Here is a 13,046-nt window from a genome sequence, read left to right as displayed (position 1 = left end):
ACGTGAACATGACGCGGGCAGACCGAGCGGCGTGCGAGGGTGACCTCGCCGAGCTGCTCGGTCGCGCCGGCGGCGGGGACGTCGCCGCCTTCCTTGCCTTCTACGACCGGACGAGCCCCCTGACCTTCCGCTACGCCCTCGCTGGCAGCCGGGGCGATCGTGCCTCGGCGGAGGAGCTCGCGCGGGACCTCTACCGCGAGGCCTGGCGTACGGCGGCCCAACACCCGGCGTCCGGTCTGTCGCCCGTTGCCTGGCTGATCGCCGGCGGCCGCCGTACCGCCCAGGACCGCGCCAGCACCAGTGCCACCGAGTCCCCGTGCTGATCGGCAGGAGGGCCTGATGTCCGGGAGCGACCGCCCCGTCCTCGTCGCCGGTGGCACCGGGTTCGTCGGCCGCCGCCTGGTCAAGGAGCTGGCGGCCGCGGGCCACGACGTCCGGGTGATGACCCGCAAGCCCCAGCGCCACCACGGTCCCGGGACCGCGGTCCACGGCGATGTGGGTCTGCCCGGCTCCCTCGCGGAGGCACTGCGCGGCTGCACTGCGGCCTACTACCTCGTGCACTCGCTGGACTCGACCGACTTCGAGTCGCGCGATGCTGCCGCCGCGACTGCCTTCGGGAAAGCAGCAGCGGCCGAGGCGGTGGAGCAGATCGTCTACCTCGGCGGTCTCGGCGACGACCAGGACGACCTCTCCGCCCACCTGCGCAGCCGCCGCCAGGTGGAGGGGCTGCTGGCCGAGGCGGGAGCTCCGGTGACCGTCCTGCGCGCCGGGATCGTGGTCGGCCACGGCGGCATCTCCTGGGAGATCACCCGACAGCTCGTCGAGCACCTGCCGGCGATGATCACCCCGCGCTGGGTCCGCACCCGGACCCAGCCGATCGCGGTCGGTGACGTGGTGCGCTACCTGGTCGGTGTCCTGGGCCATCCGGATGCTGCGGGGCGGACCTTCGAGATCGGAGGGCCGGACGTCCTGGAGTATCGCCAGATGCTCCAGCGAGTCGCCGCCGTCGAGGGGAGAAGACTGCCGATCCTGCCGGTCCCGCTGCTCACGCCCGCACTGTCCTCGCGCTGGTTGTCGTTCGTCACCGACGTCGACACCCGTGCGGGGCGCAACCTGGTCGACTCCATGGTCAACGAGGTCGTGGTTCGTGAGCACACCATCCGGGACGTCGTACCGTTCGAGACCATGGGGTACGACGACGCGGTCCGCGTCGCGCTCGCGGAGCGGGCCGCAGAGCGGGCCGCAGAGCGATGACGCGACGACGGTGGCGGGCTCGGCTCGCCGCCCGCCTGCCCATGTCCCTGAGCCACGTCGTGCCGATCGCGGCGAGCGAGACGAGCGAGGTGGTGCGCCGGCGGCGCGAGGTGGTCGGCGTGACCTCCCTGGTCGGTGCGGGACTGCTCGGTGCGTCGCTGTCGACCCGTCCCGGCTCGCGGGAGTTCTACCTCTCCACCGCGGCCGTCGCCGGCATCTGGTCGGTGGGTGGCCTGGTGTCGGGACCGCTGCACCTGGGGTGGATCCAGACGCGTGACTCGTCCTTGCGTCGCCCCGTCGTCACCCCGGTCGCCACCGGCGTCGGCGCGTTCGCGTTCTTCTATGCAGCCGCCCTGGTGGCACGCCGGATCCCGCCACTGGACGCCGCGATCTCGCGGGTGCTGCTGTTCGCCGACGAGGGTGACGACCGGCTGGTCCTGCTCACCACGCTGGCCAACGGCGTGGGAGAGGAGATCTTCTTCCGCGGTGCGCTCTACGCGGCGCTCGGCGACCGCAACCCGGCCCTGGCCTCGACGGTCGTCTACACCGTCGCGACGACGACGACCCGCAATCCTGCGCTGGTGCTCGCTGCGACCGTCATGGGCACGCTGTTCGGCCTGCAGCGTCGCGCCTCGGGTGGCGTGCAGGCGCCGACCATCACGCACCTGACCTGGTCGACGCTGATGCTGCGGTTCCTGCCACCACTGTTCCGGCGGCCCGGACTGCCGGGCTACGCGCCGAGGATCTCCGCGACCTCGGGCGACGCGTAGAACGGCGCGAGCCGCGCACGGATCAGCCGCTCCGCCTCGCCGGACTCGACGGCCTTCGCGAGCAGGCCGGGCAACAGGGCCGTGGCCTGGCCGACCAGCTCGTCGCGGGTGAGGCCGAGGTCGTCGACGAGCGTGGACATCGGGTGGTCGCCGTACACGGCGAAGAAGCCGTCGACCAGCGCGTCGGACAGGGCGAGGACCGGCTCCGAAGCGGCGCCGGCGATCGCGATGTCCTGCAGCAGGCCGGCAACACGGTGGATGTCCTCGCGCTCGCCCACGTCGTGCAGGTTGCCGAGCGGGTGGTCGGCGTACAGGTCGAACACCTGGAGGGCCGCCTCGCGGGCGGCAGGATCGGACAGCGTCTCGACGAGGAGCTTGTTGAGGCGGCGCATGGCGAACGTCGCGCCCTTGCCCGCAGTGTCGCCGAGGAGCGACTCGAACTGCTTGTCGGCGGCGCCGGCGACGCCCCGCGCCACGCTGCTGCCGAGCGAGACCAGCGAACCCATGCCGGGGATCTTCTCGGCCACCGCGCGGTTGGTGGCCAGCACGTCGCCGACGATCCGGGTCACGAAGCGGGCCGACACCGACGCGGCGAGCGGGCTCTCGGCGACCTTGTCGAGGAACTTCGCCGCGATGTCCGGGCGCGCCAGCAGCTCGGACAGGAGGGCGTCGACGTGGTCGCGGTCGAGCACGTCCGCGACGGCGAACGGCTTCGCCGGTCCGTCGTACGCGGTGTCAGCGGCGATCCCGACCACGGTGCTGGCCGCGGCGCTCGCGGGCACGCGCTGCAGGACGAGCCGGATCAGCTCCTTGACCGGGACCGGGTCCACCAGGTCGCTCACCGAGAGGCGCGAACCGGCGTCGAGCAGGTCGTCGATGTCCTCGGCGAGGACGTCAGCGAGGCCGGCGCCGGTGATCCTCGTCAGGAGCCAGGCGACCTGGGCGTCGAGCAAACGGTCGGCGGTGCTCGCAGTGGGCATGGACCGATTGTGACCTGCCTGAGGCCCGGATCTGCATTCGCCCCCGCGGGCAGGGGTAGGGGAAACCCCACCCCTGCTTGGCGGTTCAGCCCCATCGATCGCGGCTCCAGAAGTTCCTAGCGTCGTGGACAACAGATCCGACGTCCTCAGGAGCCCCGCATGTCCACACCCAGCAACCCCGCCGCACCGGCACTCGCCGTGCACGACCTCACCCGGACCTACGGCACCGGCGACGCCACCATCGCCGCGCTCGGCGGCATCGACCTCGCCTTCCGGCGCGGCACCTTCACGGCAGTGATGGGCCCGTCCGGATCCGGGAAGTCCACGCTCCTCGCGTGCGCCGCCGGCCTCGACCGCCCGACCTCGGGACGCATCGCCATCGGTGGCGAGGACGTCACCGACTGGGACGAGGAGCGCCGCACCCGCTTGCGTCGGGAACGGATCGGCTTCGTGTTCCAGGCGTTCCACCTGATGCCCTACCTGTCGGTGACCCAGAACGTCGGGCTGCCCGCGCGGCTGGCCGGCAAGCGGCCCGACCGGGCGCGCGTCCGCGACCTGATCGCCCGGGTGGGGCTCGCGGACCGTGCGCACCACCTGCCCGGCAGCCTCTCGGGTGGGCAGCAGCAACGCGTCGCGATCGCGCGCGCCCTCGTCTGCCAGCCCGACGTCGTCCTCGCCGACGAGCCGACCGGCGCCCTCGACTCGGCCACCGCGCGGCAGATCCTCGACCTGTTGCGGAGCAGCGTCACGGACCCCCAGGGGCCCAGCCAGACCGTGGTGATGGTGACGCACGACCCGGTCGCGGCGTCGTACGCCGACGAGGTGGTCTTCCTCGTCGACGGTCGCGTCGCCGGGCGGATGACCCACCCCACCGCCGACGCCGTCGCCGGTCAGATGGCGCACCTCGACGACCTGGTGGTCGCGCGATGAACGCCACGAGCTCACTGGCCTGGCGCAGCCTGCGCCACCGCCCGCTCGCCGCCACGGCGACCTTCGTCGCCGTCCTGCTCGGCGCCGCCCTCATCGGCTCCTTCGCGACCCTCGTGGAGTCCGCGTCCGGAGCCCGGGGCACCGACGCCGACACCCTCGTCATCATGGGCGCCGTCGTCGGCGGCTGGGGCGCGGTCATCGTGCTCTTCTCCGTTGCGTCCACCGTCGGCATCACCGCGACCCAGCGGGCGGCCGAGATCGGCCTGGTCCGCACGATCGGCGCCACGCCCCGTCAGGCCAGGAAGCTGATCGTCCGCGAGACCGCGGTCGTGGCCGGCACCGCAGCCGTCGCCGGAGCCGCGACTGCCCTCGGCGCCGGCCGTCTCCTCTTCGACCTGCTGCAGTCCGGCGGCCTGATCACCTCCCGCACGCAGTACGGCGGCGGGCCGGTCTCGGTCGCCGCGGGAGCCGCGCTCGTCCTGCTCGCCTCGTCGATCGCGTCCGCCGTGGCAGCACGCAAGGCCACGCGTGGTCCTGCGGGCGTGCTGGTGCAGAGCAGTGCTGCGGAGCAGTCCCGGATGGCGTGGTGGCGAGTCGCGATCGCACTGCTGCTCATCGGGTACGGGATCGCGATGGCCGTCATCACCATCGCGGTCACCGCGCACGACGCCGACCCCTACGCGGCGATGTCCACCAGCGGGTCGAGCTCGATCCTGGTCGGTGTCGGTCTCGCCGTGCTGGCTCCCGTCCTGCTGCGCTGGTGCGCCACCCCGATCGGCCGCCTGGTCGGTCCGTTCGGCGCGAGCGGCCACCTGGCGTCGTACAACACCGCACGGAGGGCGCACCTGCTCGCTGGCGTGCTGGCGCCCGTGATCGTGCTGACGTCGGCGGCGGTCGGCACCCTGATGCTCGTCAACATCGACGCCCGGTCGCTCCCGGCGGGCACTCCCGACAGCGACACGATCAACCTGCTCAACAACGTGGTCGTCGGCATGATCTCGCTGTTCGCCGCGATCATGGTGGTCAATGCGTTCGTGGCGACGATCGCCCACCGCCGCGCAGAGCTGCACCGGTTGCACCTGCTGGGCGCGACAGCGCGCCAGGTCCGCGGTTCGGTGGTCGGTGAGGCCGCGATCGTGGCAGCCGTCGGCGTCCTGCTCGGGACCCTCGCCTCGCTCGCGACCGTGGTGCCGTTCACGGTGGCGCGGGACGAGGGCGTCGTACCGGACGGCGGCCTGTGGCTGGTGCCCGCCGTGGTCGCCGGAGTCGTCGCCGTGACGCTCGGCGCTGCCCGTGGGGCGGCGCGGAGCGCGGGCAACCCGATGGTGTCGGGGGCAGTGCGATGACACACTTCGAACCAATGGACGTTCTCGCGCCGATCCGCCTCGGGCGGCCCCACACCGTCACCACGGAGGCCGTCGTCGACCGGCTCCGGCTGACCCTGGTCTCGGCCGGCTACGCCGCGTCGTTCCTGCCGAGCCTGGCGCTCGCGATCCTGACCGTGCTGTGCCTGGCTCTCGGCCCGGCGCTGGGCATCGGGGTCCTCCTCGCCCAGCTGGTGTTCCCTGCGACGGCTGCCCTGACCGCGGTCCACCGCCGGACCAGCGGCAAGCTGCTCGACGAGGAGATCGTCGCCGGATACGCCTCGGACCGTGGTGCTGTGCTGGTCCGGCCGCTGCGCTGGATGCGCGACCCGGCGCGGTGGCGGAACTTCGGCTTCCTGTGGTTCTCCGCGTCGGGCGGGTTCGCGATGTCGCTGGTCCCCGTGACCTTGCTGACGCTGCCGCTGACCTGGTTCATCCTCGCCGTCACCGCGTCGGGCTGGATCTGGCTGATCCTGCTGCTCCTGAGCGGCCCGGCCTGGATCGCGTGGTGGTTCGTGACCCCGCCGCTGGTGCAGGCGAGGGCCCGCGCCGAGCGCGCCATGCTCGGCAACTCCCGCGTCGCTGAGCTGGAGGAGCGCGTCGAACGGGTCCGGGAGTCGCGCGCCGAGACGCTCGACCACTCGGCTGCCGAGGTGCGCCGGATCGAGCGCGACCTGCACGACGGCGCCCAGGCCCGGATCGCCTCGGTCGGCATGAGCGTGGGCCTGGCCGAGAAGCTGGTCCACACCGACCCCGCCGCGGCCGCCGCCCTGCTGCGTGAGGCCCGCGAGACCACCATCGACGCGCTCGAGGACCTGCGGGGCGTGGTGCGCGGCATCCACCCGCCCGTCCTTGCGGACAAGGGCCTGGCCGGCGCGATCGAGGCCCTCACCCTCGCGCTGCCGGTCCCGACCTCGGTCGCCGTGGAGGTGCCTCGACTGCCCGCACCCGTCGAGTCCGCGGCCTACTTCGCTGTTGCTGAGTGCCTGGCCAACACCGTCAAGCACGCCCGCGCCGGGCGCGCCTGGGTGACCGGTCGGTACGACGGCGACCGGCTCCGGATCACCGTCGGGGACGACGGACGGGGTGGCGCGGATGCCGCCGGCTCCGGTCTCACGGGAGTCGCCCGGCGACTCGACGCGTTCGACGGCGACCTGCGGGTGCTGAGCCCGGCAGGCGGGCCGACGCTCATCGAGCTGGAGGTTCCGTGCCGGACCAGCTGAGCGACGGAGACACCGGCGCACCCGCCCCGATGCGGGCGGTCCTCGCCGAGGACCAGGCCCTGCTGCGGGTCGGCCTGACCCGGATCCTCGAGTCGGGCGGCATCGAGGTCGTCGAAGCGGTCGACAACGCGCCCTCGCTCGCCCGCGCGTTGACGCGCGACGACATCGACATCGCCGTGGTCGACGTACGCCTGCCGCCGACGTTCAGCACCGAGGGCCTGGAGGCGGCCACCGCCGCCCGCGGTGCCCGGCCGGGGCTGCCGGTCCTCGTGCTGAGCCAGTGGGTCGAGCCGCTCTACGCCCGCGACCTGCTGGCCAGTGGCGAGGGCGCGGTCGGGTACCTCCTCAAGGACCGGGTCGCCGACGTCGACGCCTTCCTCGCCGCCGTCCGGCAGGTTGCCGGCGGCGGCACCGTGCTCGATCCCGAGGTCGTCGCCGCGCTCGTGTCGGGCCGCAGCCGGCCGCTCGACCGGCTGACGGATCGCGAGCGCGAGGTGCTGACCCTGATGGCGGAGGGCCGCACCAATGCGGCGATCGCCGCTCGCCTCGTGGTCACCGAGAAGGCGATCGGCAAGCACACCAACAACATCTTCGCGAAGCTCGACCTCCCGCCCGCCGCGGACGACAACCGCCGCGTGCTGGCGGTGCTCGCCTGGCTCGACGGGCGCTGAACCCTCGACGCGGGGATGGGGAAGGGCCGCCCGGCGACCGCCTAAGGTTGCTGTCGTGACCGACCAGCTGACCGTCATCGTCCTCGCCGCCGGCGGGGGCACCCGGATGAAGTCCAAGACCCCGAAGGTGCTCCACCGCATCGGCGGCCGCAGCATGATCGGCCACGTGCTGGCTGCTGTCGCCAGCCTCGAGCCCCACCGTGTGGTCACGGTCGTCGGCCACCAGCGCGAGCTGGTCGCCCCCCATGTCACCGAGCTGCGTCCCGACGCCGTGCTCGCCGTACAGGAGGAGCAGCTCGGCACCGGGCACGCCGTACGGATCGCCCTCGATGCGCTCGGCGACGTGCCGCGCACCGGCACCGTCCTGATCGCGTACGGCGACACGCCCCTCCTCGAGGGCGCCACGCTCCGTGCGTTCACCGAGTCCCACCGCGGCGCCCAGGCGGCGGTCAGCATCCTCAGCGGCATCGTCGCCGACCCGCACGGCTACGGCCGGATCGTGCGCGACGCCGAGGGTGGCGTCGAGGCGATCGTGGAGGAGAAGGACGCCAGCGACGTGCAGCGCGCGATCACCGAGATCAACTCCGGGATCCTCGCCTTCGACGCCGGCTTCCTGCTCGACTGCATCGGGCGCATCGACAACGACAACTCCAAGGGCGAGTACTACCTGACCGACGCGGTGGGCCTGGCCCACGGCGACGGACTGACGGTCGCCGCCCATGCCGTCGACGACGCCCTGCAGACCGAGGGTGCCAACGACCGGGTCCAGCTCGCCGAGCTCGGCCGCGAGCTCAACCGCCGCATCGTCACCCGCTGGATGGCCGCCGGCGTCACCGTGATGGACCCCGCGACCACCTGGATCGACGCAGACGCCGTCCTCGCTGCCGACGTCACGATCCTGCCCGGCACGCAGCTGCTCGGCGCCACGGTCATCGCCGAGGACGCCGTCATCGGACCGGACACGACCCTCGAGGACTGCGAGATCGGTGCGGGCGCGCGAGTCGTGCGCACCCACGGACAGCTCGCCGTGATCGGGGCCAACGCGAACGTCGGCCCGTTCGCCTACCTGCGCCCCGGCACGCTGCTCGGCGCCGACGGCAAGATCGGTACGTTCGTCGAGACCAAGAATGCGCAGATCGGCCAGGGCGCCAAGGTGCCGCACCTGTCCTACGTCGGCGACGCGGAGATCGGTGAGGGCACGAACATCGGTGCCGGCACCATCTTCGCCAACTACGACGGCTCCGCGAAGCACCGCACGAAGGTCGGTCGTTTCGCCAAGACCGGCTCCAACAACACGTTCGTGGCTCCCGTCGAGATCGGTGACGGAGCCGGGACCGGTGGCGGCACCGTCGTACGACGGAACGTCCCGCCGGGTGCGCTGGCCGTCAGTGGTGGGCCGCAGCGCAACCTTCCCGGCTGGGCGCAGAGCAAGCGGGCCGGAACGGCCCAGGCCGAAGCGGCGGCAGCAGCAGCGGCGGAGGACGAGCCAGCAGGCGACCACGCCTGATGCGACCCGGTCGGCGCAAGGCATCGCGACCTGGCCGCACGGTCGCCGGGGTGATCCTGGCCAGCCTGCTCTCGCTGGGTCTGCTGACGGGCCTGGGTGTCGTCCTCGCCTACGACCACTGGAACAGCAACGTGAACCAGGTCCCGATCGGTGACCGGGTCAAGCACCGGCCTGCCGCGCGGACCAAGGCGGTCAACATCCTGGTGATGGGCTCCGACACGCGCTCCGGCGAGGGCAACGGCGTCGACGGTGAGGCCGGCGGCGGCCTGTCGGACACGACCCTGCTCTTCCATCTCTCGGCCGACCGGACGTTCGCCTACGGCATCTCGATCCCGCGCGACGCCGCCGTCATGCGCCCGACCTGCTACCGCGAGGACGGTTCGGAGATCCCCGCCACCGCGGGCTACGTGAAGTAGAACGAGGCGTACGCCGCCGGCGGACCGTTCTGCACGATCCAGCAGTTCGAGCAGCTCACCGACATCCGGATCGACAACTACCTGCTCGTGGACTTCAACCAGTTCAAGGACATGGTCGACGCCCTCGACGGGGTCGAGGTCTGCCTACCCCAGGACATCGACGACAACGAGCACGACATCCACCTCGACGCGGGCACCCGGGTGGTCCATGGCGACGAGGCGCTGGCCTACTTCCGGGTCCGCTACGGCATCTCGGGCGGCATCGACCCGAACCGCACCCGACGCCAGCAGGCGTTCATCGGCTCGATGATCAGCAGGGCCCTCACCGCCGGCATCCTGGCCCGCCCGGACAAGGTGCTGTCGTTCATGAATGCGGCGACGTCCTCGTTGCAGACCAACTTCAAGGGCATCGCCCCGATGGCCGACCTGGCGTTCAACGCCCGCAAGGTCGGAGCGGACAACATCAAGTTCGTCACCACGCCCTGGACCTTCTCCGACAAGGTCAGCGCCGGCATCGAGTGGACCGAGGGCGTCGAGCGGCTCTGGGCGCTGGCACGCGACGACAAGCCCCTGACCGCAGAGTTCCGCAAGGACGCGCTCAGTGCCGGTGACGGGACCGACGGGACCTCGACGGACCCCTCGGCCCCGGGGTCGGCGTCAGCGACGACGGACGGTTCGTCCGCGGGCACGCCGCGTGAGTCGACCGGTCCGGACGGCTCCGGAGGGTCCGACGGGCTGTCGACGAGCGGGCGTGAAGCGGCGGGCCTGTGCACCTGACCCGCCGGCCCGTTCCGTGACGCAGTCCATGACGAGTTCCGGAACAGTCCCAAAACGGACGGGGACTTGGGGCCGACGGTGACGACCGGGCAGAATCGTGGGCACCACCTCCGGCGACCAGGGGAGTCACGCACGTGAGCGGTCTGAAGAAGGCAACCGAGAAGAACCTGATGCTCTTCTCGGGACGGGCACATCCCGAGCTGGCCGATCAGGTCGCCGAGATCCTGGGGCAGAAGCTCGTGCCCACCCAGGCCTACGAGTTCGCCAACGGCGAGATCTACGTGCGCTACGAGGAGTCCGTCCGCGGCTGCGACGCGTTCGTGATCCAGAGCCACACCACTCCGATCAACGAGTGGATCATGGAGCACCTGATCATGGTCGACGCGCTCAAGCGCGCGTCCGCCAAGCGGATCACCGTGGTCATGCCGTTCTGGGGCTACAGCCGCCAGGACAAGAAGCACCGCGGTCGCGAGCCGATCTCCGCGCGACTGATCGCCGACATGTTCAAGAGCGCCGGCGCCGACCGGATCATCACGGTCGACCTGCACGCCGACCAGCTCCAGGGCTTCTTCGACGGCCCCGTCGACCACCTGATGGCGCTGCCGCTGCTGGCCGACTACATCAAGGCCAAGTACGGCGACCAGCCCCTCGCCGTGGTCTCCCCGGACGCCGGCCGGATCAAGGTCGCCGAGCGCTGGTCCGCGCGCCTCGGCGGTGCTCCGCTGGCGTTCATCCACAAGACCCGTCGTACCGACCGGCCGAACGAGACCGTCGCCAACCGGGTCGTCGGTGAGGTCAAGGACCGGATCTGCGTCCTGACCGACGACATGATCGACACCGGTGGCACGATCGTGAAGGCCGCCGAGGCGCTGATGGCCGAGGGTGCGGCCGGAGTGGTCATCGCTGCCACCCACGCGATCCTCTCCGAGCCCGCGGTCGACCGGCTCAAGAACAGCACCGCCGTCGAAGTCGTCATCACCAACACGCTGCCCGTCCCGGCCGAGAAGCAGTTCGACAAGCTGACCACGCTGTCGATCGCGCCGCTCGTGGCCAGGGCGATCCGGGAAGTGTTCGAGGACGGCTCGGTCACGAGCATGTTCGACGGTCACGCCTGACCTGCTCCGCCGCGATAGTCCCTGGCCAAAAGCACCGGAATCAGTCAGATTCCGGTGCTTTTGACCCGGGACTATCGCAATTCAGGCCTCGTCGAGGCCCCGCACGAACGCACCGAACCCCGGCAGGGTGAACCGCACCAGTCCGTGACCGACGGGCTCGATCACGCCCTTCTCGATGAGGCGTTCGCGAGGGACGCTGATCGCACGGGACTCGACGCCCAGGCCCGCTGCGATGGCGGCCCGGGTCACGTTGCCGTCGCCAGCGGCGGCCATCGCAGCGAGGAACCGCTGCTCCGACTGGGAGGCCGCTCCCCAGCGCGCGCGGTGCATGGCGTTGATCTGGTCGCGGGCGACGGGCAGGCCGCGCTTGACGGCGGTGAGGGTGAGCCGGGCGCCGTCGTCCGGTGCAGCCGCGTCCCAGGTCGTGCTGCCGAGCAGCTGGAGCAGGTACGGATAGCCGCGTGACTCGTCCACGATCGCGGTGAGTGCGGCCTCGGTCCATCCGACGCCTTCGGCTTCCGCCGGCGCGACCAGGGCCGCCCGTGCATCGTCCCTGGACAGTACGTCGAGCGAGACGAACGTGCTGCGTTCCCCGAACGTCGCGGCGCGGGTCAGCGCCTCGGGCGTGACGGGAAGGCCGGCAGCGACCGCTGCCAGCGGGTTCTCGGTGCGCTCGCCGTCGAGGTTCTGCAGGGTGTTGAGCAGGACCGACATCTCATCGGCCGAGGCCGCGTGCAGCTCGTCGAGGAGGAGCAGCAGGCCGGCGCCGCCTCGGCTCCGCACCGAGGACGCAGCCTCGTGCAGCAACGACTCGAGCACGCCGACCGCTGCGAGCGGGGGTGCCGACGGCTCCTTGCGGGCCATCTCGGCCTGCACCTTCGCGCCGGGGATTCCCACCTCGACGGTCAGTCGTTCGAGCTGGCCACGCCACCGGCTGCCGGCGGCGCCACCGGGTACGGCGTCCGCGCGCTCGAGGGCACGGGCGATGCTGTGCGCGATCTCCGGCAGCACGGGCTGCTGGCGCGAGCACGCGACCCAGGCCGTGACGAACCCGGACTCCACGGCTCGGCGCTGGCCGGCCCGGAGCAGCGAGGTCTTGCCGATGCCGCGGGGTGCGTGGAAGGCCAGCAGCGGACCGCCCAGCTCGCCGAACGTCGCGACGCGGCCGAGCAACCCCTCGATCCGTCGCATCTCCGCGGTGCGGCCGGCGAGGATCCGTGGCACCTGTCCGGGGGTGTAGGGATTGTTCGGCATGGCGTCCTCCCGAGCGTGATACGTCTTTATACTTCTCCACAGTATAAAGGAGTATCGACACAACTCGAGGTGTGTTGCCAGGTCAGCCGGGGAGCCTGGCGAGACCTTCGCCCGACACGAGCGCGGGGTCGGGCACGCGGCCGGACGCGAGCATCAGGAGCTCCTGGATCGGGCCGGTCACGACCGGCCCCTTGCCATGGTCCCAGTCGACGTCGGTGGCGACCATCCGGACGCTCCGGACGAGCTTGCCCGTGCCCATCAGCGGCGCGAGGCGTCGTACCCGGTCTGCGGCGACGGCCGCGGCGGCCGGAGGCATCTCGCGGGTCCGTCCGAGTGGCCGGACGATGTCCTGGTGGTGCAGGAGTGCGTCGATGAGCGGCTCGACCGATGTCGTCGTCGGGACGTGGTGCGTGCTGGCGGCGTACCGGTCGAAGTCGGACAGGATGCTGTCGCGCGTCTCCCGGGCGCCGATCCGCTTCACCTCGCGGAAGATCATCGTGTTGTAGCCACGGCCGAGGTTGCGGGCCAGTAGCCCGCCCATGTCGCGCCAGCCGATCTGCGGCGTCGAGATGACGTGGGCGGCGACGTCGTGGACGGTCCATCCCGGGCACAACGTGTCGTGGGACCAGTCCTCGTCCGGGAGTTCCGCGAGCAGGCTGGCGAGGGCGGCACGCTCGGCATGGATGTGGCGCCAGAGCTCGGCCTTCTCCATGGTGGCCCTCCTTCGGTCTCCGGGTGGATGGTCAGGTTTCCTGACTGCTATGGTCAGGCGAACTGACTTGTTT

General features: G+C 71.6%; 13 protein-coding genes and 1 pseudogene. 11 read left to right on the top strand and 3 right to left on the bottom strand.

What is annotated here, in order from left to right:
- Positions 1–8 precede the first annotated feature (8 nt).
- From ASD84_RS07895 to ASD84_RS07885, 3 genes are read left to right on the top strand one after another with little or no spacing between them, the layout of a single operon-like run.
- Positions 9–323, top strand: coding sequence for a hypothetical protein (locus tag ASD84_RS07895; protein WP_056708745.1), 315 nt, complete (start codon positions 9–11; stop codon positions 321–323).
- 16 nt (positions 324–339) lie between these two features.
- A complete protein-coding gene (locus ASD84_RS07890; protein ID WP_056708742.1) occupies positions 340–1,254 on the top strand; it encodes an NAD(P)H-binding protein in 915 nt (304 codons plus the stop codon).
- The gene (locus tag ASD84_RS07885) at positions 1,251–2,024 is read left to right on the top strand and encodes a CPBP family intramembrane glutamic endopeptidase (RefSeq protein WP_082573213.1); all 774 of its coding nucleotides are present in this window, start codon (positions 1,251–1,253) and stop codon (positions 2,022–2,024) included. The genes ASD84_RS07890 and ASD84_RS07885 overlap by 4 nt, the downstream gene beginning before the upstream one ends.
- Here the strand turns inward: ASD84_RS07885 and ASD84_RS07880 are convergent.
- Positions 1,985–3,004, bottom strand: a complete 1,020-nt coding sequence (locus ASD84_RS07880; protein ID WP_056708739.1) for a hypothetical protein — start codon at positions 3,002–3,004, stop codon at positions 1,985–1,987. The genes ASD84_RS07885 and ASD84_RS07880 overlap by 40 nt on opposite strands.
- A 159-nt stretch (positions 3,005–3,163) precedes the next feature.
- On the opposite strand from ASD84_RS07880, the gene ASD84_RS07875 reads away from it, so the two are divergent.
- The 8 genes and pseudogenes from ASD84_RS07875 (at position 3,164) to ASD84_RS07840 (ending at position 11,007) form a co-directional block, all read left to right on the top strand.
- Entirely contained in the window at positions 3,164–3,934 is a 771-nt protein-coding gene (locus ASD84_RS07875; protein ID WP_056708735.1) for an ABC transporter ATP-binding protein, read from the top strand.
- Positions 3,931–5,280: an FtsX-like permease family protein gene (locus ASD84_RS07870; protein WP_056708732.1), complete on the top strand. Its 1,350-nt coding sequence runs from the start codon at positions 3,931–3,933 to the stop codon at positions 5,278–5,280. Before ASD84_RS07875 ends, ASD84_RS07870 begins: the two co-directional genes overlap by 4 nt.
- Positions 5,281–5,294: 14 nt before the next feature.
- Entirely contained in the window at positions 5,295–6,521 is a 1,227-nt protein-coding gene (locus ASD84_RS07865; RefSeq protein ID WP_200954463.1) for a sensor histidine kinase, read from the top strand.
- 29 nt (positions 6,522–6,550) lie between these two features.
- On the top strand, positions 6,551–7,192 hold the full coding sequence (locus ASD84_RS07860) for a response regulator (protein WP_056710804.1): 642 nt from the start codon (positions 6,551–6,553) through the stop codon (positions 7,190–7,192).
- Positions 7,193–7,247: 55 nt separating this feature from the next.
- Positions 7,248–8,699 (top strand): bifunctional UDP-N-acetylglucosamine diphosphorylase/glucosamine-1-phosphate N-acetyltransferase GlmU, encoded by a 1,452-nt coding sequence (gene glmU / locus ASD84_RS07855; protein WP_056708725.1) that lies wholly within the window; start codon positions 7,248–7,250, stop codon positions 8,697–8,699.
- Between the two features lie 50 nt (positions 8,700–8,749).
- Positions 8,750–9,115, top strand: coding sequence for a hypothetical protein (locus ASD84_RS07850; protein WP_156391655.1), 366 nt, complete (start codon positions 8,750–8,752; stop codon positions 9,113–9,115).
- Between the two features lie 12 nt (positions 9,116–9,127).
- Positions 9,128–9,892: pseudogene (locus tag ASD84_RS07845) on the top strand (LCP family protein); the annotation flags it as partial.
- A gap of 134 nt (positions 9,893–10,026) precedes the next feature.
- Complete coding sequence (locus ASD84_RS07840) at positions 10,027–11,007, top strand: ribose-phosphate diphosphokinase (protein ID WP_056708716.1); 981 nt, start codon at positions 10,027–10,029, stop codon at positions 11,005–11,007.
- An 81-nt stretch (positions 11,008–11,088) separates the two neighbouring features.
- On the opposite strand, the gene ASD84_RS07835 is transcribed toward ASD84_RS07840, so the two are convergent.
- Both ASD84_RS07835 and ASD84_RS07830 read right to left on the bottom strand, forming a co-directional pair.
- Positions 11,089–12,261: an ATP-binding protein gene (locus ASD84_RS07835; protein ID WP_056708713.1), complete on the bottom strand. Its 1,173-nt coding sequence runs from the start codon at positions 12,259–12,261 to the stop codon at positions 11,089–11,091.
- 82 nt (positions 12,262–12,343) lie between these two features.
- Positions 12,344–12,973, bottom strand: coding sequence for a maleylpyruvate isomerase family mycothiol-dependent enzyme (locus tag ASD84_RS07830; protein WP_056708711.1), 630 nt, complete (start codon positions 12,971–12,973; stop codon positions 12,344–12,346).
- Positions 12,974–13,046: the final 73 nt, after the last annotated feature.

The organism is Nocardioides sp. Root682 (assembly GCF_001427795.1).
Classification (GTDB): domain Bacteria; phylum Actinomycetota; class Actinomycetes; order Propionibacteriales; family Nocardioidaceae; genus Nocardioides.
Note: the sequence above shows the minus strand (reverse complement) of the source record. Positions and strands in the feature narration are given on the sequence as shown.